Genomic DNA, 26515 nt, shown 5'->3' with positions numbered 1-26515 from the left:
TGGGGATCGCCTACTCGGCGAACTCGAAGACGCCCTTGCCCGCGTCTTGCTTGTCGAACCAGGCATAGGCCTCTGAGGCCTGCTCGATCGTCCAGGTGTGCGAGTACAGGTCGTCCACCGGAAGATCATGCGCGACAACGTAGTCGGCTGCACGCGCCTGCTCGATCGATGACATCGTCCACGACGTCATGATCGTCCACTGCTTCTTGTAGATCTGCTGGGTGGTGAACCCGACACGACCCGGGAGTCCGGTGAACGACACCCGCCCGAAGGTTCCGAGCACGCTCAACGCATCTTCACTCGCACGGCCGGATGTCTCCATCACCACGTCCGCCATCCGTCCTCCGGTGTGATCGGCGACGATCTCGGCGAGGTTCTCCTCACGAGAGTTCACGACGAGTGCCGCCCCGAATCGCTTTGCCTGCGCAAGTCGCGCCGCGTCGATGTCGACCGCGATCACCGTGGCCCCCATCGAGGCGGCGAACATGGTCGCCGAGAGTCCAACCGGCCCTTGCCCGATGACGACGGTCACGGTGTCCTCGACACCGCCGAGACGTTTGATCGCACCCCAAGCGGTTCCGGTACCACAGCCGATGGCCGCCCCTGCTCGAAACGAGAGGCCGGCCGGCATCGGCAGCAATGTGCTCGCCGGGACCACCGCGTACGGGGCATGACCGCCGTTGGCATGGATGGCCATGGTGGTTCCGGGTGCCGTTTCGCACATCTGCGGCCACCCCGCACGGCACCGCCGACACATGCCGCACCCCCAGTAATGGTGGATCATCACCGGATCACCCACGCGTATGAGGGAATCGGGCACACCCGGTCCGAGCGTGTGCACCACACCGCACGGCTCGTGTCCTTGGATCACCGAGTGATCGAACTCGAAGCTGCCGTGATAGAAGTGCAGGTCACTGCCGCACATCCCGGACGCGCGGATCGCGACGACCACCTCACCAGGCCCAGGTTCGGGTTCTGGGAACTCCTGCAGCGCCGCGGTTGCATCGCCGGCGAACACTATGCCCTTCATCGTCTTTCTCCTCCCGTCTGGTCTGCACGGAGTCGTGCCGTGGCCTCGGTGTCGATGCGGAGTTCCTCGGGTTTGCGGTGCGGATCACCGAGGACCACCACGCCGTAGTCGCGCGCGGCCGCCTCAATGCTCACGTACTCGTTGCGCACGTCTCGCAACACTGCCTGGGGATCACGGGTCTTCGGGTCTCCCCAACCGCCGCCACCGTTGGTCAGGCACCGCAACAGTGTCTTCGCTTCGGTGCGCCACACCCGTTGCGACGCAAAGTAGTGATAGCTACCGTGCTCGGGATCCACACACTTGGTGTCGGGGTGGAGAACACCTGCGACGGGCACACTGTCGTGGTAGGCCGAGTCGTCGGTTGCCCGCATCGCGAAACCGTCTTCCTGCGGCGGGAACAGCCACATCGCGCCGTTCGGTCCGGCCTGCCCACCGTTGGCCCCCACCCCGCTCGGCTCCTTCGTCCGGAACGGTGAGAGATATTGTTCGGCGGCGGTGAGCCACAGGGTGTCCTTGAGATTGGCCGCGCCACCGCGGTGCCGACCCGCGCCGCCGGTGTCGATCGCATGCTCCTTGCGGAGGACCACCACCGGTGAGTCGTGCTCGATGGTCTCGGTCGCGGGGTCGAGATTGTTGAGCGTGAACAACACCGTGTAGCTGTCGCCGTCCCCTTCGGCGGTGGCGCCCCACGGACCGTGCTCGCCGCCGCACTGGGTGGCGCTCGTCCACGGGAGTCCGGCATCGGTGACCCCGGAAGCGTTGTGGGTGTTGGTGGACCCGTAGTCGCCGCCGACGCCGCGGGAACCGAGTACCGGGTTGAGGGCGTCGAAGATCGCCGACACCACGGCACCCGACGACTCCCAGAACATCATGATCCCACCGTCCGGCGGAAGCGAGGAGACGATCGTGCCTGGCGGGGTGAGCAGGTCGATGCTGCGCCACGTTCCCGAGGTGAACGGCACGCTCGGGTCGAGCAGCATCGTCAAGGCCACACCGACCGATGTCTTGGCATCCAGCACACCACAATTGATGCATGTACGCGCTTGCTGCGAGGTGCCGCTGAGATCGATCTCGATGTCTCGTCCCCGCTTGCGCAGCCCGACCTGCACACGGTATTCGATACTCTCGTCGAGTCCGTCGGCATCGATCAGAGCCGTCCCGTGGTAGTCACCGTCGGGAATGGCCTCGATGGCGTCGCCCATCTTCTCGGCAGAACTGTCGCAGGCATACGTCAGGGTTCCCAAATACGCGTCGAGACCGTAGCGCTCGATGTTGCCGAGCACGAGACGCTCTCCCAACTTGAGCTGGCCGAGGATGCTCTTGAAGTCCGGCAGCAGCATTCCGCCCCATCGCGTGTTGTCGAAGATGAGGCTGAAGGCGGAGCGCACGGGTTCGTCACCGGACCACAGAAGCATCGGCGGGAGGACCAAACCGTTCTCGTACACATTGGTCTTGGTGGCCGAGAATCCGCCGGGGACAGTGCCACCCATGTCGAGTTGATGGGCGCACATGGTCACGAACGACACGAGCGCCTCGCCTCGGAACACCGGTCGGATGAAGGCGACGTCGTTGACGTGGCGCCCGCCGCGGTAGGGGTCGTTGCAGATCAGTACATCCCCGGGCCTGAGGTTCTGCGGACCGTACTCGGCCACCGTGTTGCGGACCGCGTCGCCCATGGTGCCCAGGAACACCATCAGACTGTTGCTGACCACCGCCATCGGATAGTCGGCTTCCGGCGGCCCGGTGATGGTGCACGCGAAGTCGTACCAGTCACGAATGATCGGCGAGAATGCCTCTCGCATGAAGCCGGTCGACATGTGCTCGACGATGTAGTCCAGTCGATTACCGATCACCGATGCCGTGAATCGGTCACAGTGATAGCGCGTCTCGAAGTCGGCGTCGGACAGGTCCCGAATCTTCCGCTCGAGGGTATCGGTGGCGTTGCCCATGCCCGTGGTCTGCGTTGGCTCGAGTGTGCTGGTCATGATGCGTTGTTCCTCCGTATGACGATCTCGCCGTAGGTTCCGACGATGGCGTGCTGCCTGGCACCGATGTGTGTGGTGGACAGACCTTCGTTGACGATCGCGGGCCCACTCAGGACATCTCCGGCACGCAGTGACGCGCGGTCATAAACGTTCGCGATCTGCTCACCGCCCTCGTCCTCGCCGAGGTCACCCAGGAAGCGCAGCACTCGCGTACCGCTTGGCACCAGCGGTTCACCCTCTCGCGCAGGCAGTTGCGGGTATTCGACCTTGTCGGTACGCAACACCGCCCTGACACGGAAGGTGGCACCCTCGACCGGGATCATCTCGAAACGGTTGCCGGAACGGCCCTCGTAGGTCTCGTGAAATGCGGCCACCATCGTCGCGATCGCCGCGGCATCCAATGTTCCGTCGGGGACGGGGACAAACGGGGTGTCCCAGCTCTGGCCGACGAGATGTGCGTCCATGCTCCGATGGATCTCGACCTCTGTCGCGCCGCCAAGTTGTTCGCGGAGTTCGGCGTCGAGTTCGGCGAAGATCTGGTCGATCTGTGCTGCGTGCGAGTCGTCGAGCATCAGGTAGGCACTGCGCTGCACCGCGAACACCTGATCGGCAGAGAGGAGACCGAGTGCCGAGAAGAGTCCGGGACTGGGCGGGATGATCACCTGCTTGCACTGCACGGCGTCGAGGACGGCGGGCAGCAACATCGGGCCGGCGGCGCCGAAAGCCATGAGGCTGTGGTCGCGTGGGTCCACACCGTTCTTGATGGCGACGTTGAAGACACCTTCGGCCATGTTGTGCACGGCCATCTCGTAGGCATAACGCACTCGCCGGCCCAACGACAGGTCACAGTCGAGCGATTCGAATGCTCTGCGCGACAGCTGCCGATCGATGGCAACCTCCCCGCCGGCGAAGCCCTGAGGGTCGAGGATGCCGATCATCAAGGCCGTGTCGGTGGTGGTCGGCTGTGTTCCGCCTCGGTCGAAGCAGGCCGGCCCGGGTTCGGCACGAGCGCTGTCCGGACCGACCAGGATCTCACCGTGAGTACCGATGTGGACGATGCTTCCACCGCCGGCGCCGATGCTGGAGATGTCGTTGGCCAGGGCATTGACCACCAGATCGTGCTCGAGTTCGAACGAGGTGTTCACAAACGGCTCGCCCGCGGTGACCACACTGATGTCACAGGACGTGCCACCCACGTCGGCACAAAGAAGGTCTTTCTCGCCGATCAGTGATCCGAAGTGGGCGCAGGCCACGGTCCCTGCGGCGGGCCCCGAGAACACGACTCGGAATGGCCGGGCCATCGCATGCTCGACAGGTACGAGCGTCGCCGCGCAGTCGGCGAAGTTGAGCTGGCCGGAGAATCCGAGGTCGTGCAGTCCGGTGTCCAGTCGGCGGGAGTAGTCGGCATAGATGATTTTCATGAGGGAATCGACCACGGTGGTCGAGGCCCGCGCATACTCCTTGGCCAGGGGCGAGACCTCACTGGAGATGGAGACGGGTACGTCGCCGATGATCTCCACGACGAGCTCCCGCAGGCGCTGCTCGTGTGCGGGGTTGACATAGGCATTGATCAGACAGATCGCCACACCCGCGACCCCGCAGTCACGCAGGACCTCGATCTCGGCGCGCGCCTGGTCCTCGTCCAGGTCGAACAGGACCGCGCCATCGGCGAGCATGCGTTCGGCAATCCCGCGGCGGAGGTACCGGTCGACCAGCGGGCGCGCGGCATCACCGAAGCTGCGCCGCCACCCCGGATTGAGGATCGCGTCGGCCGGTCGCCAGACCCGCCCCATGTCGAGGATGTCTCGATGGCCCTCGGTGGTGAGGAATCCGATCTTCGGCAGGTTGCGGGTGATGATCGCATTGAGTCCGTGCGTGCTGGCGTGGTTGAAGACCGTCGAGTCCTCGACACCGAGACGGGCTGCACCGGCGAGGACTGGCGCGGCGACGTCGTCGTACGCGGTGGAGACCTTGGTGGTCAGGATCTGTCCGTCACGCCAGCCGACGACATCGGTGAACGTTCCCCCTACATCTACGGCAATCATTCGACTTGTCCCTTCATCGTGGTTTCTGTTTCGAGCACGTCGATCAGACGAGATCGACCAGTAGGGTGATCGGACCCAGGCGGTTCGCCGGCGTCCGATCGACTGAGAACAGGCACGCCTGACATTTCGTGACGCGGACCCATCCCGACTCACTGACGGCGTCGTAGCGAGCAAGATCCACCGCTTGGCAGCGGGGGCATTGCCCCGGCACGATCTCACGCTCCACTTCAGGTGCGGACTTGGTCATGTCGCTCCAATCTCTTTCTCCGACATCGGGTACGGCCACGCTAGGAGAGCGTGACGAGCCCCACAATTCGCAATGCGAGCGCGATGTCCCCAAAGCGAAATCTTGTCCATAATGCGTAACGCTTCATCCGCAATGCGTTGACAACCGTGCGCCATGCTGTGCCACACTGGGCTGTGATGACCGTCACCTACCGAGCGGGAGGTTTGTATGCCGCTCCTGACTCGTGCCGCACCCGCGGTCCATCGAACGTTCACCACGTCCGATCCCGGGTTGGCGCATGAGCACGTCCAGGACACCTTCGCGGTCCACGACTTGGCACTCGACAGCGATGACCAGGTGCGCTTCCGACTCGATTCGGCAACCACCGAACGGGTGACGGTCGGGCGGATGGCCTACGGGGTACCTGCTCATATCGACGGTCCCGCGATGCGCGACTGCTACCACGTGAATCTGCTCGTGTCGGGTCGTTGCACCGTCGCCCAGAACGACCGAAGTGCGTCCTTCTCCACCGATGAGGGCAGTGCGGGAGTGGTCTTCGGCCCCGACGCCCCGGTGCTGATCGACTGGAGCGGGGATTGCGCGCAGTACCACATGAAGCTGACACGGACCACCTTCGAGGAACATGCAGCTCGACTCGTCGGGCACACGACACCGTCGACGATCGACTTCGACCTCACCTTCCCGCTGGATTCTGCCGCGGGACGATCGTTGTGCTCATCGGTCGCCTTCTACTACTCCCAGTTGGCCGCCGACGGCGGGCTGGCGACCATGCCGGCCGTGCAGCGGGAACTCGAATCGGCACTGATGACGCAGGTCCTGCTCGTCGCACGGAGCAACCTGACCGCGGAACTCGTTCGTGACGTGCCACGCCGGCCCGACAAGGTGATCCGAGATGTCATGGACCACATCGACTGCCATGCGCGTGACGACTTGTCGATCGTGATGCTTGCCGAGTCGTTCGGGATCACGGCTCGCACTCTGCAGACCGGATTCCAGCGAGAGGTCGGGATGACTCCGAGCGCCTACATCCGGGCTGTCCGTCTCGACGGGGCACATCGAGATCTCTCGGCCGGACGGGGACTTTCGGTCAGCGAGATCGCCAACCGATGGCACTTCTTCCACCTGGGACGATTCGCCCAACAGTATCGGTCCCGCTTCGGTCGGACCCCGTCGGAGACTCTGCACGGCGCAGCGACCTGGTGACCCGGCAGCTCACCGGTTCACCGGGGCATCGTCACCTTCGCCAAATCACTCGTCCCAGAATCCTCGGCCCTCGAGGAGAGCAACAGCCTGATTGCCCCCGCGCAGAAAGTGCCCCTCGGTCAGCACTCTGGCCATGCCCCCTGACCGGGCGCGCAGCGCGTCCAAGATCTCTCGATGATCGCGGAGCCCGGAGGCGACCCAGTCGGGGTGGGCGTCGTAGAACCCCGTCGGGATCGCGCTGCTGAGCATCTTCAGCTCGGAAACAAGGCGACGGGAACGCGCGCCGCGATTGATGACACGATGAAACGCGAAGTTCAGGCGCTCGTTCGACTCTGCGGCGTCGCCTGTTTCCATAGCCGTCGCGATCCGATCCAGCTCGATGAGCTCGTCGTCGGAAAGGTTCACCGACGCGCGTTCGGCGGCGAGGCCGGAGATCGCCCCGAGCATCCAGTAATGGTCCCGAACGTCCTCCCGCGACAATTGTGCGACGTACGCCCCTCGACGTGGGATCACCTGAATGATCCCCTCCCCTTCGAGCGCGATCAGGGCCTCACGAACCGGTAGCTTGCTGACGCCCAACCGTCTGGCAATCGCCTCCTGATCGACCTTTGAGCCGGGGCGCAGACCGCCACCGAACACCAGCCGACGGATCTCCTGCGCCGCGATCTGCTTGAGGACCGATGACGGCTCCTCCGAAGCGCTGCTGTTTCCCTCTGTCCCTCGCACCGCTCAACCCTATCGCGGCGACAATCGATCGTGCATGACTTTTTTGATAATTTTTTGTCCGGAAACGCTGGTCGTGCGCTCATCTGTGCAGTTCATATGATCCGATCTGGTCTACGGATTATATTTTTGATACTCTTCGGCCATGACTTCTCCAATACAACCGTCCACCGTCTCCGACGAGGACTTCCACCAGATCCATGACCTCGTCGCCGACTTCATCCGCTCCAAGGTCGTCCCGCGCGAACAGGAGATCTCCGAAACGAACGCGATTCCGGCCGATCTCCGCACACAGGCGGCCGAGATCGGCCTCTTCGGATACGCCATCCCGCAGGAGTGGGGCGGTCTGGGCCTCGACCTGACCCAGGACGTGGAACTGGCGATGGAGTTCGGGTACACCTCGCTGTCGTTACGGTCAATGTTCGGGACGAACAACGGCATCGCCGGCCAAGTCCTCGTCAACTTCGGGACCGATGTTCAGAAGCAGGACTGGCTGGAACGAATCGCCTCGGGTGAGGTCGTGGCATCCTTCGCGCTCACCGAGCCGGGGGCGGGTTCCAATCCGGCCGGCTTGCGCACCAAAGCCGTCCGCGACGGTGACGACTGGGTGATCAACGGGCAGAAACGCTTCATCACCAACGCCCCCATCGCCGATCTCTTCGTGGTCTTCGCACGGACCCGGCCGGCCGATGCATCCGGCACGGGAATCGCGGTCTTCCTGGTGCCCGCCGACACGCCGGGCCTCGAGGTCGGCGTGAAGGACAAGAAGATGGGGCAAGAGGGCGCGTGGACCGCCGACGTCAACTTCACCGACGTCCGAGTGCCGTCGTCAGCGTTGGTCGGCGGCGACGAGGATGCCGGCTATCGCGCGGCGATGACGTCGCTGGCCCGCGGCCGCGTACACATCGCGGCCCTGGCCGTCGGCACGGCACAACGGGCACTCGACGAATCGGTGGAATACGCCGCAACCGCGACGCAAGGCGGCACCCCCATCGGGGATTTCCAACTGGTGCAAGCGATGTTGGCCGACCAGCAAACCGGGGTCATGGCCGGGAGGGCCCTCGTCCGAGAGACGGCCCGCAAGTACGCAACGGACGAGGATCGCCGGATTGCACCGTCGGCGGCAAAGCTCTATTGCACCGAGATGGCCGGCAAGGTCGCCGACCTCGCGGTCCAGATCCACGGCGGCAGCGGATACATGCGTGAAGTCGCCGTCGAACGCATCTACCGCGACGTACGCCTGCTGCGTCTCTACGAGGGCACCAGCGAGATCCAGCGCCTGATCATCGGCGGCGGCCTTGTCCGCGCCGCGAAGAAGAAGTAATTCATCAACGCGTGCGGGTGATCTCGATACTGCTCCTCGCTCCGCTCGGAACCTACTCGATCGGCGGGAAGGTCCCAACCGATGGTCGAGTAACCGCAAACGAAGTCAGTGACGTATCGAGACCACCGACCAAGAACCCTCCCAACCGATGGTCGAGTAGCCGCGAACGAAGTCAGTGACGTATCGAGACCACCGCACTCACACCCGAAAGGACCAACCGTGACCGAACCACTCCTCAAGGACAAAACCGCCGTCATCACCGGCGCCGCACAGGGAATCGGCTTTGCCATCGCACAACTCTTCATCGACGAAGGGGCACACGTGATCGTCGCCGACATCGACGCCACCGCAGCGGAGTCGGCCGCCGACAAGCTGGGAGGCCCCGAAGTCGCCCGCGGTCTGCGCTGCGATGTCACCGACGCCACCGAGGTCGATGCCGTCCTCGCCGCCGCGGCCGAATCATTCGGCCCCGTCGACGTGATGGTCAACAACGCCGGCATCACCCGCGACGCCACCATGCGCACCATGACCGAGGACCAGTTCGATCAGGTCATCACCGTGCATCTCAAGGGCACCTGGAACGGCACCCGCAAGGCGGCGGCCATCATGCGCGAACGCAAGAGCGGGACGATCGTGAACCTCTCGTCGCTCTCGGGCAAGGTCGGCATGGTGGGCCAGACCAACTACTCGGCAGCCAAGGCCGGAATCGTCGGACTGACCAAGGCCGCTGCCAAAGAGGTTGCCCACCATGGCGTCCGCGTGAACGCCATCCAGCCCGGCCTGATCCGCACCGCGATGACCGAGGCCATGCCGCAGAAGGCGTGGGACCAGAAGATGTCGGAGATCCCGATGCACCGGGCGGGCGAGGTAGCCGAGATCGCCTCCGTCGCCCTCTTCCTCGCATCCGATCTGTCGTCGTACATGACCGGGACCGTGCTCGAGGTCACCGGCGGACGGTTCATGTGAGACCCGAGAACCAGAGGACAGTCATGATCAGCACACGCACACCCCTTCCCCGCGCGGCCATCGTCGCGCCCACCCGCACGCCCGTCGGCACCTTCGGCGGCTCGCTTCGCGACGTCAGCGTGGAGGATCTCGGCGCCACCGTCGTCAAGGCGGTCGTCGAACGTTCCGGCGTCGACCCCGAACGCATCGACGACGTGGTCTTCGCCCAGTCGTACGCGAATTCCGAAACCCCCTGCGTCGGACGCTGGGTCGCACTGCATTCGGGCCTCCCGATCAGCGTCCCCGGCATGCAGCTCGACCGTCGTTGCGGCGGCGGACTCCAAGCGCTGGCGACCGCTGCGATGATGGTGCAATCCGGCGCCGCCGATGCGGTATTCGCCGGTGGGGTCGAGTCGATGAGCCGCATCGAATACTACTCGACCACCAACCGGTGGGGAGCCCGCGCCGGCAACGTCAGTCTCTACGACCGCCTCGACCGCGGACGCGAACGCTCCCAACCGGTCTGGCGATTCGGGGAGATCTCCGGAATGATCGAGACCGCCGAGAACCTCGCCGCCGAATACGGCATCACGAGGGAAGCCGCCGATGCCTACGCCGCGCGCAGCCATCAGCGCGCGGCCGCTGCCTGGGACGCAGGCCGATTCTCCGACGAGGTCGTCGAGGTCTCGGTCCCTCAGCGCAAGGGAGACCCCGTCGTGGTCTCCCGGGACGAGGGTGTGCGACCCGACTCCACCGCCGAGTCGCTGGCCCGTCTACGCACACTCACACCTGACGGCACGGTGACCGCCGGCAACGCGAGTCAGCAGAACGACGCCGCCGCAGGCTGCCTCGTCGTCGCCGAGGATGCGCTCGACGAACTCGGTCTCGAACCCATCGGCTATGTCACCGACTGGGCGGCGGCCGGCTGCGACCCGGCACGCATGGGTATCGGACCGGTGCCAGCCGTCGAGAAGCTGGCGGCGCGTGCCGGACTGGATTCTCCGGCCGCTCTCCTGGATACCGTCGATCTGGTGGAACTCAACGAGGCATTCGCCGTGCAGGTCCTCGCGGTGCTCGAAGGCTGGAAATGGCATGACCACGATCGCCTTAACGTCAATGGTTCCGGCATCTCACTGGGGCATCCGATCGGTGCCACCGGATTGCGCATGACGACCACGCTGATGCACGAGCTGAGCAGGCGCGGAGGGGGCACGGGCTTGGTAACGATGTGCATCGGTGGCGGGCAGGGACTGGCCGCCGTTGTCGAGAGCGCGTGACGCGTTCGACCGACCCCGAGTTCACCCGCGCCGAGCCATCGCTCGACGCGGGTGTTCCCGTCTCCGGCCTCGCACACAGCCTGGAAGATTGGCGTGGACATGCTCGCTGCCGAGGTGCGGATCCATCGCTGTTCTTTCCTTCGACCGACCTGACCGCGACCGAACGCATCGCAACCGAGCGTGCCGCCAAACACCTTTGCAACCAGTGTCCAGTGCTACGCCAGTGTCGTGAGTTCGCTCTGGTAAGCCCGGAAGCGTACGGAATCTGGGGCGCGACGACGCCCAGCGAACGGAAACGTGAGCGGCGACGCTCAGGTGGATACCGTCGGTTGCCGAACTCAGAGAGCCGCAGACTCTGACGCAGCTGGGCGCACAATGAAAGGGCACCGGCCGGCGCCCCTTCACCGCCCGGCATTCCGATCTCTACATCGAATTCGGTAACCACAAAACGATTTCCGGCCACAGCACGAATACCACGGCGACAACCAGCATCGCGGCCGCATACGGCGCTGCGCCGCGGAAGACCTCGACCGTGTCACGTCCCGCAGACCGCGCGACGACGAACACATTGAGCCCCAGTGGCGGGGAGATCAATCCGATCTCACCCATGAGGACCACGAAGACGCCGAACCAGACGGCGTCGTATCCCAGGGTTTCCACCAGGGGAAGAACGATCGGGACCGTCAACGCGATGATCGCGACCTGATCCATGACGAAACCGAGAAGCAGGTAAAGCAAGGTGATCAGGGCCATGATGACGAGAGCGGGCACGGCCAGCCCACCGACCCAGGTAACGAGCGACTCGGCGGCCTTGGTCTCGGTGAAGGCATAGCCGAACACATGCGCGGCGATCACGATGGCGAAGATCATCGCGCTCGACTTCACCGTCTCGACGACAGCGTCGACGAATCCCACCCATGACATCCTGCGCCGGACGATCACCAGGAGCAGCGCCACCAGGCAGCCGATCGCCGCGGATTCGGTGGGTGTGGCGACACCGAAGTAGATTGCACCAACCACCGCGCCGAAGATGACCAGCACCGGCAGCGCCTGAATGGTCGCCCGCAGTTTCGCCGCCCACGACGATCGCTCCCCGCGCGGCGCACTGGCCCGATCGCGCAGGATCGGGATGAACATGGTGAGCAGCAGAGCAACCGCGATGATCACGCCAGGCACGAGCCCGGCGATGATGAGGTCGCCGACACTCGCTTCCGCCGTCACCGCGTAGAACACCAGGATGATGCTCGGTGGGATCATCCCGGCAAGAGTTCCCACCGACGCGACGATCCCCGTGGCGGTGGTCGGCCGGTATCCTTCTTCGATCATCCGTCCGCTGGTCGTTTTGGCCAGTGTGGCTGCGGCGGCAGTCGACGACCCAGAGACCGCCGAGAATCCGACGCCGGCCATGGTGGAAGCGATTCCGGTTCCGCCCGGCGTCCGGCCGAAGATGGCACGGCCGGCGTCGAACATCGAGTCGACCATGCCGGACAGCAACATGAAGTGCGCCATCAGGATGAACAATGGGATCGCCGACAGCGACAGACTCTGAACCGAGGTCACCGGTATCACCTCGAGGACACCCTCGGTGGGCTTCACCCCGATGAGAATGAGCAGCCCGATCAGACCGGACGCCATGATCGCGAACGACACCGGCACCCGGATCATGATCAGGGCGACGAGGACGATGAGGAGCAGCAACGCGATCATCGGACCGCCTCCGGTTCTTGTGCTTGTACGGATGATGTTTGGGTCGCGGTTGCCGATGTTGACGACCCGAACTCCGCGACTTCGTCTACCACCTGATCGGACCTGTCACCCGGGTCGTAGTCGGTCGCCGTCGTCGACCACGGGGCGAGTAATTCTCGTCCCAAGTCGATCGCCACGATCACCACTCCTGCCGTCATGGACACCGGCACGATAGACCGCCACATCCAGCTCGGGATCACGAGCTCGGATGACCCGGGGACCGGAGATTCGCCGGTGGTGAAGGAGAAGATGGTCGCCTGCAGCCCCGGATAGCCCAGTGCGACCATCCCCACGATCACCACCAGATATCCCGTGACCAAGAGAAGTTTGCGCGAAATGGGTCGCAGGCCGTTGAAGATGCTGCCGACTGCGACATGGGCGCCGCTCCGATAGGCGGTCACCGTGCCGAAGAACGCGACAGCCGGCAGCAGGTAGAGCTCGATGAACGACACCGACCACCCGAGCGGAGCGGACAGCACCGACCTCGAGAACACCTCGACGATTGTCAGGATCGTCATCGTGAGAATGGCTGCGCCTGCGATCACCCCGCACACCGCCGAGATGCCGTTCTGAATGCGGTCGAGTGTCGGGTGGTCCGACGTCCGATAACCGAACATCGTCCGCCGGGCTGCGCCCTGCCGGAATGGGTGAACTATGCTCTCGCTCATCGGTTCTCACCTTTCAAACGCTGCTCGAACTCGTTGAGAACCGCCCCGGCGGGCAAACCGACGGAGGTGAGGTCATGGACCCAGAGCTCGCGAACCGGTTCGAGTGCGGCATCCCATGCCTGCCGGTCGGTTCCGGCCAACGCGGTGATCTGCACACCGCTGCTACGCATCGTCTCCATCGCCTCCTGCGAGACCTTCGTCAAGGTGGCGCAGCCGCTCTTCTGAGCGACCGTCGACGCGTCCGTCAGGACACCTCGCTGCGCGGTATTGAGCCCCTCCCAGGCTTTCTGGCTGGTCGAGTACAGGACCGTCGTTGCGCTCAGGTTGGCGCCCGACGTGGAGTAGCGGAGCACATCCTCCAGGCCGTAAGGAGTCACACTCATGGTCGTGAGGACGGCGCCCGATACGGTGTTGCGTGCGACCGCCTCGTAGAGGTCTGGACCGGAGATCTGGACCGGAGCCGCGCCGAGGCCCTTCACCACGCGGTCGCCGACTCCACCGAACGATCGGATCAGCAGACCATGGAGATCCTCGGGACGGGTGACTCGTCGGTCGCTCGTGAACACCTCATAGCCAGGAATGGCAACGCCCCAGAGCGGTAGAACGCCCTGGCGCTCGACCTCCTCCGCATAAAGGATCCCGCCAGGACGAACCATCGGCATCAGTGCGTCGGTAGCAGCGCAGGTGTCCTCGACGAGTCCGGGCAGCTCGCCGACGCTCGACATCGGCAACTCGTTGGCGAGATACGCCGGGATGACCGGCGCGAGATCTACGGCGCCGGAACGCAGCAGATGCAAAGCGTCCTTGGCGGTGCCAAGCTGCCCTGCCGCGAAGTAGTCGATGTCGAGACCCACCGACGGCCCGTGCTCCCGCAGATACCGCAAGAAGGGCTGTGCCCCACCCTTGCCGATCGGGTGAGTTGCCGAGAATCCGTCAGAGAACGTCAGCGTGACAGTGCCCGAGGGAGCCTCACGAGCGCATCCTGCCGTCGCGAGGATGAGTACAACGAGTCCAACTACTGCCGTTCTCCATCGTGCTGTGTGCACACCGACTCCCAATTCTCAATCCGGCCGTACGCCGGAATTGTCCTAATAGTGATCGCTGCAACGCATAATATATAAAGTTGCGCAGAACACAACCTCGCGCGCTGAGCAGGCGCGGAGGAGCACGGGCTTGGCAAAGATGCGCATCGGTGGCGCGCACGGACTGGCCACCATCGTCGAAACCGCGCGACGCGGTCGACCGACCCAGAGTTCACCCGCGCCGAGCCATCGCTCGACGCGGGTGTTCCCGTCTCCGGCCCCGCACACACCCTGGAAGAATGGCGTGGACATGCTCGCTGCCGAGGCGCGGATCCAGGAAAGAACTTCCGCTGTGAACCAATGCACAATATACTATCCATTGCGGTGCGATTACCAGGTCGTCCTCGGCACACGCGGAGCCGTCCCGAGGGAGTCCGATGAGGCATAATGTACGGAACTTGATGCTGAAAGGACCGGTTGTGACGACGCAATCTTTCTCGGCTGGATCACTCCCGCGCGTTGGTGCTCCCAAGCAGCAGCTTTCCGAAGATGTGGCGGGCTATGTTCGCGAACTGATCATCTCCGGACGGGTGAAGCCGGGCGACTTCCTGCGCACCGAACCGATCGCCGAGGCGGTCGGTGTCAGCAACACGCCGGTACGTGAAGGACTGCTGCTGCTCAGCGGGGAAGGGTTCGTCGAGCTTGTACCCCGCCGCGGCTTCGTCGTTGCCGCGTTCAGCCGGCAGGACGTCCGCGACATCTTCTGGGCCCAGGCCGAACTGGCTGCCGAACTCTGCGGCCGCGCCGCGAAGCAGATCAGCACCACCCAGCTCGACTATCTCGACGACGTCATGCACAAGCATCAGGACGCGGTGCGGAGCAAGGCCGACTCGGACACGATCGTATCGCTCGGCCACGAATTCCACCGGACCATCAACCTGGCCGCCAACTCGCGCCGCCTGGCGCTGATGCTGCGCAGCATCGTCAAACAGCTCCCGAACCGCTTCTACAACGAGATCGAAGGCCACAGCGACGACACGATGCACGCGCACCCGGAGATCCTCGAGGCGATGCGCAAACGCCGCACCAAGGCCGCCGCGAACCTCATGCGCGATCACATCATGTCCGGCGCCGACGAACTCGTCGCGATGCTCGAGAAGCAGGGGGTTTGGGACGACGACGTGGAGTCGACCGCCTGAGGCCGCTCGGCGTCAACCGCGTCCGCGTCGCGCAGTCTCCGACGGCGTGGCAGCGAAGCAATCTCCTCGAGATCTGCGGTGCTCATCTCCTGATCTGCGTGTGCATCGGGGACACGAAGACAGCGTCCATTCTGGCCGGCGCACGCTCTGGGCCGGACGACCGAAACTGCCGCTCAAATTGACTCTGTACTGCACGAGAGATGTTGGGCGGCACGGATATCGGGTGTACGAACCGGTGGAGGGGGTCCGAGCCGCCGACTGATTCGGCGAAACCACTGGGCCGACCTGATGTCACGCCTTCGTCGCGAGTAGATCACCCAGATGCTGGTCGATTTGCGGCATGTAGGTCGGGCGACGCCGAACAAGCCGAGGTGTCCGAGCACGTCCTCGACAACACGCAGTTCGCTGCCCTCGATGAGTGCTTGTTCGGGTGCACAGTCACGAACCGGGAACAGCTGGTCCTCATCGATCGGCATGACGAACGTCTTGGCAGTGATTCTGCCAGTGCGGCGGCGAGGTCACCGCCGGTGTGCCGGGCAACGTCACCGCGCTGCCACGCCCACGACTGGGTGAGCAGGTCGTTGGGGTCCATCGCGGTGAAGTACGGGTCCAGGAAACCGGCGAGGAAGTCCTCGCGGGTTTCAAACTCCGTGGACCGCCAACCCTCCTGCTTCCAGAACTCTGTGGAGAATCCGACAACGGCCCAAATGTGTGCCTGGCGGGTGAGGCCGTCGACGACGTCGGCGTTGGAGCTGTATTCACCACCGTTGAAGCGCGGATCGGATTGGATAGCCTCTCGCATCGTCTCCGCGAGCAGGAAGTCGCCGGGCGTGTTCTGCGCGGTGCCGGCGATCGGCGCGGCGCGCAGCACCTTGTCCGGGAAACGGACGGCCCATTCATAGCTCTGCTGGGCGCCCATCGATCCGCCCATCACCAGGGCAAGCTGGTCGATATCGAAGTGCTCCCGCAGCAGTCGTTCCTGGGCTACGACGTTGTCGCCGATCCGGATGTGCGGGAACTTCGACATCGCGATCTCGGCGTTGGCGCCGTCGGCGTTGTGCGGGGATACCCACAGGCCACTGCCGATCTGATCGATGCAGACGAGGAAGTACTTCTCGGGGTTCAGCGCATGATCAGGGCCGATGTACACGTCGCGCCAGATCTGGTGTGTGCCGGAGTACCAGGTCGGGATGAGGGTCGCATTGTCCTTGGCGGCGTTGAGCTCACCGAAGGTGGCCACCGCGAGGATGCAATCGGGGATGGTTGCGCCCTCATCAGCGACAACTCCCCCACACTGATCAGGTCGTAGTCACCGTGGAACTCCTGGCTGTAGTAGGGATTTTCGATCGCTGCGGTGCTCCTCGCGTCGTTGCCCGGTACTCTCGCTCTGTCTTATCAGGATCTCCGACATATTCGACCGTCCCAGATCGGGACACCTATGATCAAGAGATGGTCGACTTTAGTGCACAAAATATTTCGCTTGAGATCAATGGACTGCAGATCTGCGGTGATAAGTGGGTCGGCGACCGCTCTCACGACCATGAATCGCCGATCGTTCTCCTGCACGGCGGTGGGCAGACTCGGCATTCGTGGGATCGCAGCGCGAATGCGCTCGCCGGACGCGGATATGAGGCCTACAGCCTCGACCTGCGGGGGCACGGCGACAGCGACTGGGCGCCGGACAAGGACTACGCGATCGGCGCCTTCGTCGGAGACCTGATCGGGTTCGTCCGGACACTGGACAAGGCACCGATCTTGGTGGGTGCCTCACTCGGCGGCATCACCAGTCTCTGCACCGTCGGCGAACATCCCGGCATCGCGACGGCACTGGTCCTGGTGGATGTGGTGGTCGACGTGGAGCCGGCCGGTATCGACCGCATCAAGAAGTTCATGACCGCTCACGTCGACGGCTTCGCCACGCTCGAGGAGGTCGCCGACGCGGTGGCCGCCTACAACCCGGAACGCAAACGCCCCCGCAATCTCGACGGCCTCCGCAAGAACGTCCGGCAGCACGACGACGGACGCTGGTACTGGCACTGGGATCCGGAGTTCATCCGCTCCGACGACGACGAGCCGCGCCGCCACACCGACCCCGCGAGGCTGACCGCGGCCGCACGTGAGGTCACCGTCCCGACGTTGATCGTTCGCGGTGGCAAGTCGGATGTCGTCAGTGACGCCGGCATCGCGAGCATGCTGAAGTTGGTTCCGCACGCCGAGGTTGCCGACGTCAGCGCCGCCGGTCACATGGTCGCGGGCGACGACAACCAGGTATTCGCCTCGGCGATCGAATCGTTCCTGGAGCGGCACCAGCTCTGATCAGGCCTTCCGCTTGACTGATGCCGCGCTCACCCAACAGCAGCTCGGTGAGGGCTTCGTCGAGGGGGACGGTGCGGTACGAACCCACGTGCCGCTACAGCAGGCCTGCATGCATTCTTCATGCTAGTATCATGAAGTGGGCACACTTCAGATCCGCAACCTGCCGGACGATCTTCACGCTCAGCTGAGCGAGCGCTCCGCCAAGCTGCATATGTCCATGTCCGAGTACGTCACCAAGCTCCTGCGCGACGACATGAGTCGTCCATTGTTCGACGACTGGGCCGCGACTATCCGCAGCGAAGGACCAGGACGCGGTATCGACGTCGTGGGCGCCCTGGACGCGGTACGCGACGAATATGATGCCGGCGATAGATGAGGCGAGTCGTCGACGCAAGCGCGTTGGTCGACGCCGTGCTGCCGTCCGTACGGCAGGCTGCCGCCCTTCGATCAATGTCGGGCTATGAGCTCTGGGCCCCGACAATTCTGGACATGGAAGCGTTGTCGGCGATCTGGCGACTCCAGCGGACATCGCAAATCAGTTCCGCGGAGGCCGAGCGCGCGGTCAAAGCGGTGTGGACAGCTCCGATCCGCCGTGCCGAGAGTGTTCAAATATCCAGCACCGCATGGGATCTAAGAATGTCATTGCGTATCTCTGATGCGTTCTATGTCGCCACCGCCAGATTCTTTGATGCTGACCTCATCACCTCTGATGCGCGACTATCCCGGTCACCCGACATTGGAGTTCCGATTGTGGTGCTGCCGCAATGAGTTACATATCGCAGCTCAGCCGAACTCGGCCCGCACCGCCTCGGTGTGCTCCCCCAATGCGGGCACCGAACCCGACCGCGCTTCCCAATCCCTCGCAAGGGCAGGGTGTTTCAGCGCCGGTACCGGGCCCGACGGGGTGCCGATGTCGCGCCAGCGGCCACGTTCGGCGAGTTGCGGGTGCCGCGCCAGGTCGGCGACGTTGTTGAGACGCGCATTGCCGATGCCTGCCTCGTCGGCGAGCTTCTGGATGTCGGCGAGATTCCGTTGCGCGCACCACCGCCCGACCACCGCATCCAGCGCGGCGCGTTCGCGGACGCGATCGTCGTTGTGGGCGTAGCGCGGATCGTCGGCGAGCTCGGGCCGGCCGATCATGGTTGCGAGCCTGGCCCATTCGCGGTCATTGGTGGTGCCCAGCACCGCAGTCTGACCGTCTGCGGTCTCGTACGCACCGTAGGGCGCGATCATCGGCGACCCCATTCCGACCGGTTCGGGTTCGGTACCGCCATGGAGGTAGCCATTGAGCGCGAAGCCCATCATCTCGGCGACTGTGTCGAGCATGGCGATCGCGATGACGGTGCCGCGACCGGTCTTCTCGCGGTCGTACAGCGCCGCGAGGATCGACGAGTACGCGTACAACGCGGTGCCGATATCGGCCGCAGGGATACCGGGCTTGGCCGGGTGCCCCGGTGTTCCGGTGATGGCGCACGAGCCGCCTTCGGACTGGATCAGCAGGTCGTAAGCTCGCTTGTGGTCCAGCGGGCCACCGCTGCCGTAGCCGGAGATGTCGACGATGATCAGGCGTGGGAATCGTCGCGCCAGCTCACCGGTACCGAGTCCGAGTCGGCTCAGTGCGCCGGGCGCCAGGTTGGACACGATGACGTCGGCGGTCTCCAGAATGCGGTTCAACACCCGGAGATCAGCCTGCGCCTTGAGGTCGAGGGTGACCGACTCCTTGCCGTGGTTGAGCCACACGAAGTGCGCCGACATACCACCGACAACAGTGTCGTAATGCCTTGTGGAGTCGCCGAATCCGGGGTTCTCCACCTTGATCACCCGTGCACCGAGGTCGGCCAGATGCCGAGTGCACAGCGGCGCCGAGATGGCCTGTTCCAGGCCGACGACGGTGATGCCGTCCAGTGGTCTTCTGCGGATAGGGGTTCGTGTACTCATGGGAAGTTCGGCTCCCGCTTCTCTCGGTGGGAGGCCACACCTTCGATCACTTCGGGCCCCCCGAACCCGTAGAACTCGAGACCCCACGAGGCGTCGAAGAGCGGCATCGCCTGCCGGTACCAGTTGTTCACAGAATGCTTGGTCAGTTGCAGCGCGCTGCGCGCACCGCGAGCGAGCTTCTCGGCGATCTCCATCGCCCGGTCCTGCACCTGATCGTCGTCGACACACACCGACACCATGCCGATGCGTTCGGCTTCCTCGCCAGTGAGGATCTCGTTGGTAAGCAGGTGATACTTGGCCTTGGCCATGCTCATCATCATCGGCCAGACGATGGCGGCGTGATCACCGGCAGCGACGCCGAGCCGCACGTGGCCGTCCACGATCTTGGCCTTGCGTCCGGCCACCGAGATGTCGGCGAGCACCGCGCAGACCAGGCCGGCGCCGGCGGCGGGGCCATTGATCGCGGAGATAATCGGTTGCGGACATTCGATGATGTTGCGCACCAGGTCCCGTGCCTCCCGCATCACGCGGGTGCGCGAGTTGAAGTCACCGACCATCTCTTCGACGAGATCGAACGAACCGCCCGCGGAGAACGCCTTCTCCCCGGCGCCCCGAATCACCACGACACGGGTGTCGTCGTCCTTGGAGATCGCCTGCCACACGTCGGTGAGGTCGGTGTGCATCTGCGGGCCAACCGCATTGAGATTCGGAGCGTCCAGCACGATCCGCAGCACGCCCTCGGAGGGACGGTCGATCTGCAGGGTGGTGAACTCGTCGTAGCTCTTCATCGGGTTTCCTTGCCGAGTCGGAGGATCAGTGGGGCACGGGGACGCCTGCATGTCCCCAGTCGGCGGCTACATCGTCGACGGACCGCAGACCTGACGGTGGACGCGCCGGTCCGCGAGCCGGGGTTCTACTCAGCCGGGGTGCCGGCGCCGAATGCAACACACCGTCCACAGTGTCATACATGTTGCGTGCCTGGTTGTGCGGCGACACGGCAGCCTCGTCGAAGGTCAGCACCGGGGTCACGCAGGAGTCGGTGTCCTCGTAGATGCCCGCCCACTCGTCGCGGGGGTGCTGTTTGATGGCGTCGGCGATCAGTTCACGCAGTCGGTTCCAGCCGCGGCGATCGTTCTGCTCGGGCCAGTCCGACGTGTCGACGCCGAGCCGGGAGATGAACTCGCGGTAGAAGTCCGGCTCGAGGGCGCCGACCGCGAGGTAGCCGCCGTCGGCGCACCGGTAGGTGTCATAGAACGGGGCGCCGGAATCCAGGAAGTTGGTGCCCGGATCGTCGGAGTAGAGACCCGCGGCCCGCAGACCCTGCAGCTTGGCGGTCAGCAGCGCGACGCCATCGATCATGGCGGCGTCGATCACCTGCCCCTGTCCGGAGGTCTTGGCTTCGACCAACGCACAGGCGATTCCGAAGGCGGCGGTCATGCCGCCACCGGCGTAGTCGCCGAGCAGATTGATCGGCGGGCGAGGCGCCTCACCGTGGCGCGCCATCGCATGCAGCGCACCGGTCTGCGCCACATAGTTGATGTCGTGCCCGGCGTCGTGCGCCAGCGGACCGGTCTGACCGTAGCCGGTCATCCGAACGTAGATGAGCCGAGAGTTGTGCTCACTCATCACCTCCGGGCCAAGCCCGAGTCGTTCCACCACGCCGGGTCGATAGCCTTCGATGAACACGTCGGCCGCGGTGGCCAGATCGATGACTCGTTCGACACCGGCCGGGTCCTTGAGGTCGACGGCGATGGACTCGACATGGCGGTTCACCGGATCGGCGTCATCACGCAGGGCGTCGGTCTGGCTCAGCGCCCGGGCGCTGCGATGCGGTGGCCGGATGACACGAACCACGTGGGCACCCATGTCGGCCAACAGCATCGAGACGTAAGGCACCGGACCCATGCCGGCGAGGACGAGCACGCGCACTCCGTGCAGTGGTCCGGTCATGATATGTCTCCTGGAGGTGGGTGGGTGCCCGGCGCCCCCTGGAGGCAGCAGGACGCCGGGCAGTCTGGTGGTTGAATCAGTACGAACGGGGCAGGCCGAGGACCTGCTGAGAGATGTAGTTGCGCACCATCTCCTGCGAGAACGGGGCGTTGCGCAACAGGCGCACCTCACGCCACAAGCGCTCGATGTGATACTCCCTGGCATAGGCGTAGCCGCCGAGTGTGGAGAACGCGCGGTCACACGCTTCGAACCCGGCCTCGGCTCCCAGATACTTCGCGGCGGCCGCTTCGTGGCCGCAATCCTTGTTCTCGTCGAACAGTTTTGCGGCGTGCATGGCCATCTGCTCGGCGGCCTCGAGACGAATCCACGAGTCGGCCAACGGATGTGCGACAGCCTGGTTCTGGCCGATCGGGCGGTCGAACACGACGCGGTTCTTGGCGTACTCAGTGCCGATCTCCAGGGCTGCGCGGCCCAGGCCGACGCCTTCCATCGCGACGACGATGCGCTCCGGGTTGAGGCCGTCGATGATGTAGTAGAAGCCCTTGCCGACCTCGCCCACCACGTCCTCGTCGGCCACAAAGAGGTTGTCGATGAACAGCTCGTTGGTGTCGATCGCGGCGCGGCCGAGCTTGTCGATCTCGCGTACGGTGACGTGCTCGCGGTCCATCTCGGCGAAGAAAATGGTCATGCCGCTCAGCGGCTTAGCGTTGTCACGCGGCGACGTCCGGGCCAGCAGCAGGATGCGGTGGGCGTTCTGCGCGTTGGTGATGAACACCTTCTGCCCGTTGATGACCCAGCCGCCGTCGACCTTGGTGGCCTTGGTCTTGATGCGCGAGGTATCGACGCCCGCAGTCGGTTCGGTGATACCGAAGGCTGTCAGCATCTCGCCCGAGGCTAGCTTGGGCAGATACTTCTTCTTCATCTCCTCCGAGCCGTACCGCACGATGGGAGCCGGCGGGAAGACGTAGAAGTGTATGGCCGAGCCGCCGCTCATACCGCCGCCCGAAGCGGAGATCTCACCCATCATGACCGCGGCCTCCTGCAGGCCGAGCCCGATGCCGCCGTACTCTTCGGGGATCATCGCGCCCAGCCAGCCACCGTCGGCGAAGGCCTTCACGAAATCCCACGGATACTTGTGGTTCTTGTCGCAGTCGAGCCAGTAGTCGTAGTCGAACTTACGGGCCAGTTCCCTCGTGGTGTTGCGGATCAGGTCCAGGTCGGGGGCATCGACGCGGTCGTCGGTGGTGGTCATGGGTCTCTCCTCAATTCGATTGGGTCGGGATGTCTTCGAGTGGGGTGGCCGGATCGAGTGACGACATGTCGCCGGCCGACTGCCCGAGGTAACGGGCGCGGATCGCGCGTCGCATGATCTTGCCGTTCTTGGTTTTCGGCAGGGTCGGCACCACCACGACCGCGGGTGCAAAGGATTTGCCCGCGTTGGCCGCTGCCGTGGCCTCCAGGTCGGCGTGCTCGGCGGCGGACTTGAGCACCACGAATGCGACTGCACGTTGGCCGCGCATCTCGTCGGGTACTCCGATGACGGCCACCTCGGCGACCCGCGGATCACGCAGCACCGCGGTTTCGATCTCGGCGGGGCCGACGCGCCGTCCGGACAGCTTGAGCGTGTCGTCGGACCGTCCGTGGATGCGCCACATGCCCTCGACGTCCACGCTGGCAAGGTCGCCGTGAATCCACACCCCGTCGAACCGCTGCCAGTAGGTGGCCAGGTAGCGGTCGTGGTCACCCCAGAAGCTATGTGTCATCCCGGGGAAGGTGTTGCGGACGGCCAGTTCGCCGATCTCGCCGACGATTGCGTTGCCGTCATCGTCGAGCACTGCGGTGTCTATGCCGGGCAGCGGGCCGTTGAAGGCTGCGGCCGCCGCCGGGAAGCACGGGTACCCGACCAGGAGTCCGCCACCCACTTCGGTGCCGCCGCTGTAGTTGATGATCGCGCGACGCTTGGCGCCGAAGTCGTCGAACAGCCACCACCAGGTGGGGTCGTCCCAGGCTTCGCCGGTGGAGACAAAGGATTTCAGTGTCGGGACGTCGACGATGGCCTCGTCGCCGGCCGCTCGCAGCGCGCGGGCCGCGGTGGGTGCGATTCCCTGGACGGTGACGCCATTGCGGTTGACCACATCCCACATGCGGGTCGGCGACGGATAGGTCGGCAAACCCTCGATCATCACAATCGTCGCGCCGAGCTGCAGCGGTCCGGTCATCAGCATCGGGCCGACGAGCCAGCCGAGGTCGGTGATCCAGCAGACCACGTCATCGTCGTGCACGTCGAATCCGTAGGCGAAGTCGATGGCCGTCTTGAGCGCGAATCCCCCGTGTGAGTGGACGATTCCCTTGGGACGCCCGGTGGTGCCGGAGGTGTAGACGATGCACAGCGGGTCGTTGGCGTCGGTCGCCACCGTCTCCACCGGCACCGGGTTGGCGGGCAGTTCGTCGTAGTAGACGTCACGGCCGGACTGCATCGGGACGTCGGCGCCGAGATGCCGGATGACGACGACCGACCGTACCGACGGTGAATCGGCCACGGCCGCATCGGCGGTGGACTTCATGTCGATCTGCTTGCCACGACGAGTCGTGCCGTCGGCGGTGATCAGCGCGACCGCATCCGAGTCCTGCAGCCGGGTGGCCAGGGCGTCGGCCGCGTAGCCGCTGAACGTCGGCACGGCGATCGCGCCGAGCTGAGCGATGGCGAGGAACGCGACCACGGCTTCGGGGACGACCGGCATGAACAGCGCCACGCGGTCACCGCGGCCGACACCGAGTCCGGCGAGGTTGGCGGCGAAACGCCGCACCTGCGTGTCGAGTTCGGCGAAGGTCAGCGTGCGTCGCTGGCCGCTGTCGCCCTCGTAGACCACCGCGGTCTTGTCGGCGTATGTGCCGGTGGCGTGGCGGTGCGCGCACAGCGTGGCGACGTTGATCTGACCACCGGTGAACCACTGCGGGAACTCCTTGCCGGCGGACTCATCGAGCGCCGCAGTGAAATCGGTGCCGAACTCTACGTCGAGATCCGCTGCGGCAGCAAGCCAGAACCATTCCGGGTCGGCGATCGCCTTTTGGTTCAGCTCTTCAAATCCCGCGCGGTCGTCGGCGAAGCCCCACTTGCGCAGTGCGGCCAGCAGTCGGCTGCGTTGCTTGACCGATTCGTCTGGGGTCCAGGCGATGTCGGTGGATAACACCTGGGTGTCTGCCATCTCGGAATCACTCCACTCGTTGCGGTCGGGGGCCGGTCAGGCCGGCTGTGCCTGCGCCAGGCTGGATTTCTTGATCATCAGGCCGACGCGGGTGGTGTCGCAGACGACCTCGTCGCGCTGGTTGATGCCCTGGTGGCGGAAGGTGACGATGCCGGAGTCGTCGCGGCTCTTGGATTCGCGGACGGCGACGATCTCGGTGCGCACGCGGATGGTGTCGCCGTGGAACACCGGCTTGGGGAACTTGGTCTCTTGGAAGCCCAGGTTGCCCAGGGTGGTTCCGTAGGTGGTCTCGTGCATCGAGATGCCACAGACCAAGCCGTGGACGAACAGGCTGTTCATCAGGCGCTGCCCGTGGATGGAGTTCTTGGAGTACTCGGCATCCAGGTGCAGCGGCGCCATGTTGAGGGTCATCGTCGAGAACAGCACGTTGTCGGTCTCGGTGACGGTGCGACGCACTTCGTGCTCAATGACCTGACCGGGTTCGAACTCTTCGAAATACAGACCGGGCATGATGGGTGTTCCTTCCTGAAAATATAGTGTTTTCTTGGTTCCGCTGGTGGTCTCGATGCGGCGCCTCGCTAGCGCTCGGAGCCTTACTCGACCAACGGGTGTGTGGTCTCGATGCGCTCCCTCGCTAGCGCTCGGTCACTTACTCGACCAGCGGGAGTCGCGGCTTCGGCTGGCGGAGTGCCCTTCTCGCTGATCGAGTAAGCGAGGAGCTTGCGACGAGCGCATCGAGATCCGCCCGCAGCCTCTACGCGTTAGCGCCCACCGCGTCCGCCAGCGCGATGACTCCCTCAGCGGTCTTCACATGCGCAATGTCGATGTGCTGACCCTCGAAATCGACTGCGGCGCTGCCCTTCGCCTCGGCCTCACGGAAGGCGTCGATCATCCGGCGGTAGCGGTCGACCAGTTGAGGTTCGGGGGTGAAGACCTCGTTGGAGATGGCGATGTGCGAGGGGTGGATGCACACCATGCCGCGGTAGCCGAGCTGCCGGTTGTCCAGGCAGAACTGCCGCATGCCGTCGAGGTCCTTGATGTCCTGCCACACACCGGCGACGGGGTGGTGCAGACCGGCGGCGCGGGCGGCAAGCACGAGTCGGCTGCGCAGGTACAGGGTCTCAAGCCCGCCGGGGGTGAACTCGAAGCCGAGTTCGCGGCCGACGTCGGCGCTGGGACCGGTGGCCCCGAGAAGACTCGAGACACGCGGACTGGCGGCGGCGATCTCTTCGCAGTGCGCCATCGACACAGCGGTCTCGTAGCTGACGATCAGGCCGACGGTGCCGGGTTCGAGGCCGCGCACCTCTTCGAGGTGGGTGACCACCGCGTCGATGCGGACGATCTCCTCGGCGTCGAACACCTTGGGCAGGAACAGGCCCGCCAGTCCGGGGCGGACGACAGTCTCGAGATCTTGCGCCTGGATGCCGCTGCTCTTGCTGTTGGGACGAACCCACACATCAGCGCGGATGCCGTCGTTATGCAGGCGGTCGATGGTGGCGGCGACCGTGACGCGTGCCTCGTCCTTGTCGGCGACGGGTACCGAGTCCTCGAGGTCGAGGATCACCGCGTCGGCGCCGGAAGCAATGCCCTTGTCGGCCCAGCTGGGTTTGTGGCCGGGGACGAACAGCATGGAACGGTAGGGATTCACGGTTTCTCCTTCGTGGAAATAGTCAGATCACGCTGTGTGGGAA

The 26515-nt window shown here is 64.7% G+C and carries 23 protein-coding genes and 1 pseudogene; 9 read left to right on the top strand and 15 right to left on the bottom strand.

Annotation, left to right across the window (positions count from 1 at the left end; all coding sequences use genetic code 11):
* Positions 1-10: 10 nt before the first annotated feature.
* Genes AC4AMJ_RS00335 through AC4AMJ_RS00325 form a run of 3 tightly spaced genes read right to left on the bottom strand, consistent with a single transcriptional unit; the run spans position 11 to position 5060 of the window.
* Positions 11-1030, bottom strand: a complete 1020-nt coding sequence (locus AC4AMJ_RS00335) for a zinc-binding dehydrogenase (RefSeq protein WP_489916549.1) — start codon at positions 1028-1030, stop codon at positions 11-13.
* Positions 1027-3015 carry a hydantoinase B/oxoprolinase family protein gene (locus AC4AMJ_RS00330; RefSeq protein ID WP_489897558.1) on the bottom strand — a complete coding sequence of 663 codons (1989 nt, stop codon included), beginning with the start codon at positions 3013-3015 and terminating at the stop codon, positions 1027-1029. Before AC4AMJ_RS00330 ends, AC4AMJ_RS00335 begins: the two co-directional genes overlap by 4 nt.
* Positions 3012-5060 (bottom strand): hydantoinase/oxoprolinase family protein, encoded by a 2049-nt coding sequence (locus AC4AMJ_RS00325; RefSeq protein WP_489897559.1) that lies wholly within the window; start codon positions 5058-5060, stop codon positions 3012-3014. Before AC4AMJ_RS00325 ends, AC4AMJ_RS00330 begins: the two co-directional genes overlap by 4 nt.
* A gap of 454 nt (positions 5061-5514) precedes the next feature.
* Between AC4AMJ_RS00325 and AC4AMJ_RS00320 the strand changes: the two genes are divergently transcribed.
* Positions 5515-6510 carry an AraC family transcriptional regulator gene (locus AC4AMJ_RS00320; protein WP_489897560.1) on the top strand — a complete coding sequence of 332 codons (996 nt, stop codon included), beginning with the start codon at positions 5515-5517 and terminating at the stop codon, positions 6508-6510.
* Positions 6511-6555: 45 nt separating this feature from the next.
* On the opposite strand, the gene AC4AMJ_RS00315 is transcribed toward AC4AMJ_RS00320, so the two are convergent.
* Complete coding sequence (locus AC4AMJ_RS00315; RefSeq protein ID WP_489897561.1) at positions 6556-7236, bottom strand: GntR family transcriptional regulator; 681 nt, start codon at positions 7234-7236, stop codon at positions 6556-6558.
* Between the two features lie 142 nt (positions 7237-7378).
* Here AC4AMJ_RS00315 and AC4AMJ_RS00310 point away from each other — a divergent pair, with 142 nt between their 5' ends.
* From AC4AMJ_RS00310 to AC4AMJ_RS00295, 4 genes are all read left to right on the top strand, one after another.
* Positions 7379-8557, top strand: a complete 1179-nt coding sequence (locus tag AC4AMJ_RS00310) for an acyl-CoA dehydrogenase family protein (RefSeq protein WP_489916547.1) — start codon at positions 7379-7381, stop codon at positions 8555-8557.
* A gap of 219 nt (positions 8558-8776) precedes the next feature.
* Positions 8777-9523, top strand: coding sequence for a 3-oxoacyl-ACP reductase FabG (fabG, locus tag AC4AMJ_RS00305; RefSeq protein WP_489916545.1), 747 nt, complete (start codon positions 8777-8779; stop codon positions 9521-9523).
* A 23-nt stretch (positions 9524-9546) separates the two neighbouring features.
* Positions 9547-10779 (top strand): acetyl-CoA C-acetyltransferase, encoded by a 1233-nt coding sequence (locus AC4AMJ_RS00300; protein ID WP_489916543.1) that lies wholly within the window; start codon positions 9547-9549, stop codon positions 10777-10779.
* Positions 10731-11138 carry a WhiB family transcriptional regulator gene (locus AC4AMJ_RS00295; RefSeq protein WP_489916541.1) on the top strand — a complete coding sequence of 136 codons (408 nt, stop codon included), beginning with the start codon at positions 10731-10733 and terminating at the stop codon, positions 11136-11138. The genes AC4AMJ_RS00300 and AC4AMJ_RS00295 overlap by 49 nt, the downstream gene beginning before the upstream one ends.
* A 64-nt stretch (positions 11139-11202) precedes the next feature.
* On the opposite strand, the gene AC4AMJ_RS00290 is transcribed toward AC4AMJ_RS00295, so the two are convergent.
* Genes AC4AMJ_RS00290 through dctP form a run of 3 tightly spaced genes read right to left on the bottom strand, consistent with a single transcriptional unit; the run spans position 11203 to position 14239 of the window.
* Positions 11203-12486: a TRAP transporter large permease gene (locus tag AC4AMJ_RS00290; protein ID WP_489897566.1), complete on the bottom strand. Its 1284-nt coding sequence runs from the start codon at positions 12484-12486 to the stop codon at positions 11203-11205.
* Positions 12483-13193, bottom strand: a complete 711-nt coding sequence (locus tag AC4AMJ_RS00285) for a TRAP transporter small permease (protein ID WP_489897567.1) — start codon at positions 13191-13193, stop codon at positions 12483-12485. The genes AC4AMJ_RS00290 and AC4AMJ_RS00285 overlap by 4 nt, the downstream gene beginning before the upstream one ends.
* Positions 13190-14239, bottom strand: a complete 1050-nt coding sequence (dctP, locus tag AC4AMJ_RS00280; RefSeq protein ID WP_489897568.1) for a TRAP transporter substrate-binding protein DctP — start codon at positions 14237-14239, stop codon at positions 13190-13192. Before dctP ends, AC4AMJ_RS00285 begins: the two co-directional genes overlap by 4 nt.
* Positions 14240-14694: 455 nt before the next feature.
* Between dctP and AC4AMJ_RS00275 the strand changes: the two genes are divergently transcribed.
* Positions 14695-15414 carry a GntR family transcriptional regulator gene (locus AC4AMJ_RS00275; RefSeq protein ID WP_489897569.1) on the top strand — a complete coding sequence of 240 codons (720 nt, stop codon included), beginning with the start codon at positions 14695-14697 and terminating at the stop codon, positions 15412-15414.
* Positions 15415-15705: 291 nt separating this feature from the next.
* Here AC4AMJ_RS00275 and AC4AMJ_RS00270 read toward each other — a convergent pair.
* Positions 15706-16761, bottom strand: a pseudogene (locus AC4AMJ_RS00270) (alpha/beta fold hydrolase).
* Positions 16762-16863: 102 nt separating this feature from the next.
* Between AC4AMJ_RS00270 and AC4AMJ_RS00265 the strand changes: the two are divergent.
* The 3 genes from AC4AMJ_RS00265 (at position 16864) to AC4AMJ_RS00255 (ending at position 18498) form a co-directional block, all read left to right on the top strand.
* Entirely contained in the window at positions 16864-17730 is an 867-nt protein-coding gene (locus AC4AMJ_RS00265; RefSeq protein ID WP_489916539.1) for an alpha/beta fold hydrolase, read from the top strand.
* A gap of 136 nt (positions 17731-17866) precedes the next feature.
* Positions 17867-18106 (top strand): FitA-like ribbon-helix-helix domain-containing protein, encoded by a 240-nt coding sequence (locus AC4AMJ_RS00260; protein WP_489897571.1) that lies wholly within the window; start codon positions 17867-17869, stop codon positions 18104-18106.
* Complete coding sequence (locus AC4AMJ_RS00255) at positions 18103-18498, top strand: type II toxin-antitoxin system VapC family toxin (RefSeq protein ID WP_489897572.1); 396 nt, start codon at positions 18103-18105, stop codon at positions 18496-18498. The genes AC4AMJ_RS00260 and AC4AMJ_RS00255 overlap by 4 nt, the downstream gene beginning before the upstream one ends.
* A gap of 15 nt (positions 18499-18513) precedes the next feature.
* On the opposite strand, the gene AC4AMJ_RS00250 is transcribed toward AC4AMJ_RS00255, so the two are convergent.
* The 7 genes from AC4AMJ_RS00250 to AC4AMJ_RS00220 all read right to left on the bottom strand — a co-directional run bounded on the left by AC4AMJ_RS00250 (position 18514) and on the right by AC4AMJ_RS00220 (position 26472).
* Positions 18514-19668 (bottom strand): CaiB/BaiF CoA transferase family protein, encoded by a 1155-nt coding sequence (locus AC4AMJ_RS00250; protein ID WP_489916537.1) that lies wholly within the window; start codon positions 19666-19668, stop codon positions 18514-18516.
* On the bottom strand, positions 19665-20456 hold the full coding sequence (locus AC4AMJ_RS00245; RefSeq protein ID WP_489916535.1) for an enoyl-CoA hydratase/isomerase family protein: 792 nt from the start codon (positions 20454-20456) through the stop codon (positions 19665-19667). The genes AC4AMJ_RS00250 and AC4AMJ_RS00245 overlap by 4 nt, the downstream gene beginning before the upstream one ends.
* Before the next feature lie 25 nt (positions 20457-20481).
* The gene (locus tag AC4AMJ_RS00240) at positions 20482-21618 is read right to left on the bottom strand and encodes a CaiB/BaiF CoA transferase family protein (RefSeq protein ID WP_489916533.1); all 1137 of its coding nucleotides are present in this window, start codon (positions 21616-21618) and stop codon (positions 20482-20484) included.
* 76 nt (positions 21619-21694) lie between these two features.
* On the bottom strand, positions 21695-22870 hold the full coding sequence (locus tag AC4AMJ_RS00235) for an acyl-CoA dehydrogenase family protein (RefSeq protein ID WP_489897576.1): 1176 nt from the start codon (positions 22868-22870) through the stop codon (positions 21695-21697).
* A 10-nt stretch (positions 22871-22880) separates the two neighbouring features.
* Entirely contained in the window at positions 22881-24824 is a 1944-nt protein-coding gene (locus AC4AMJ_RS00230; RefSeq protein WP_489916531.1) for an AMP-binding protein, read from the bottom strand.
* A 36-nt stretch (positions 24825-24860) separates the two neighbouring features.
* On the bottom strand, positions 24861-25334 hold the full coding sequence (locus tag AC4AMJ_RS00225; RefSeq protein WP_489897578.1) for a MaoC family dehydratase: 474 nt from the start codon (positions 25332-25334) through the stop codon (positions 24861-24863).
* A gap of 244 nt (positions 25335-25578) precedes the next feature.
* The gene (locus AC4AMJ_RS00220; RefSeq protein WP_489916529.1) at positions 25579-26472 is read right to left on the bottom strand and encodes an HpcH/HpaI aldolase/citrate lyase family protein; all 894 of its coding nucleotides are present in this window, start codon (positions 26470-26472) and stop codon (positions 25579-25581) included.
* Between the last annotated feature and the right edge of the window lie 43 nt (positions 26473-26515).

It is taken from the genome of Gordonia sp. LMA484 (assembly GCF_058129505.1).
The sequence above is the reverse complement of the archived record's forward strand: the minus strand, read 5'-3'. Positions and strand labels throughout refer to the sequence as shown.

Excerpts from the sequence above, each read along its gene's own strand:
- AC4AMJ_RS00245 (WP_489916535.1), bottom strand. The coding sequence starts at position 20,456 with ATGAAGAGCTACGACGAGTTCACCACCCTGCAGATCGACCGTCCCTCC.
- AC4AMJ_RS00330 (WP_489897558.1), bottom strand. The coding sequence starts at position 3,015 with ATGACCAGCACACTCGAGCCAACGCAGACCACGGGCATGGGCAACGCC.
- AC4AMJ_RS00225 (WP_489897578.1), bottom strand. The coding sequence starts at position 25,334 with ATGCCCGGTCTGTATTTCGAAGAGTTCGAACCCGGTCAGGTCATTGAG.
- AC4AMJ_RS00290 (WP_489897566.1), bottom strand. The coding sequence starts at position 12,486 with ATGATCGCGTTGCTGCTCCTCATCGTCCTCGTCGCCCTGATCATGATC.
- AC4AMJ_RS00285 (WP_489897567.1), bottom strand. The coding sequence starts at position 13,193 with ATGAGCGAGAGCATAGTTCACCCATTCCGGCAGGGCGCAGCCCGGCGG.
- AC4AMJ_RS00240 (WP_489916533.1), bottom strand. The coding sequence starts at position 21,618 with ATGACCGGACCACTGCACGGAGTGCGCGTGCTCGTCCTCGCCGGCATG.
- AC4AMJ_RS00325 (WP_489897559.1), bottom strand. The coding sequence starts at position 5,060 with ATGATTGCCGTAGATGTAGGGGGAACGTTCACCGATGTCGTCGGCTGG.
- AC4AMJ_RS00320 (WP_489897560.1), top strand. The coding sequence starts at position 5,515 with ATGCCGCTCCTGACTCGTGCCGCACCCGCGGTCCATCGAACGTTCACC.
- AC4AMJ_RS00265 (WP_489916539.1), top strand. The coding sequence starts at position 16,864 with ATGGTCGACTTTAGTGCACAAAATATTTCGCTTGAGATCAATGGACTG.
- AC4AMJ_RS00255 (WP_489897572.1), top strand. The coding sequence starts at position 18,103 with ATGAGGCGAGTCGTCGACGCAAGCGCGTTGGTCGACGCCGTGCTGCCG.
- AC4AMJ_RS00300 (WP_489916543.1), top strand. The coding sequence starts at position 9,547 with ATGATCAGCACACGCACACCCCTTCCCCGCGCGGCCATCGTCGCGCCC.
- AC4AMJ_RS00250 (WP_489916537.1), bottom strand. The coding sequence starts at position 19,668 with ATGAGTACACGAACCCCTATCCGCAGAAGACCACTGGACGGCATCACC.
- AC4AMJ_RS00230 (WP_489916531.1), bottom strand. The coding sequence starts at position 24,824 with ATGGCAGACACCCAGGTGTTATCCACCGACATCGCCTGGACCCCAGAC.
- AC4AMJ_RS00310 (WP_489916547.1), top strand. The coding sequence starts at position 7,379 with ATGACTTCTCCAATACAACCGTCCACCGTCTCCGACGAGGACTTCCAC.
- AC4AMJ_RS00335 (WP_489916549.1), bottom strand. The coding sequence starts at position 1,030 with ATGAAGGGCATAGTGTTCGCCGGCGATGCAACCGCGGCGCTGCAGGAG.
- AC4AMJ_RS00235 (WP_489897576.1), bottom strand. The coding sequence starts at position 22,870 with ATGACCACCACCGACGACCGCGTCGATGCCCCCGACCTGGACCTGATC.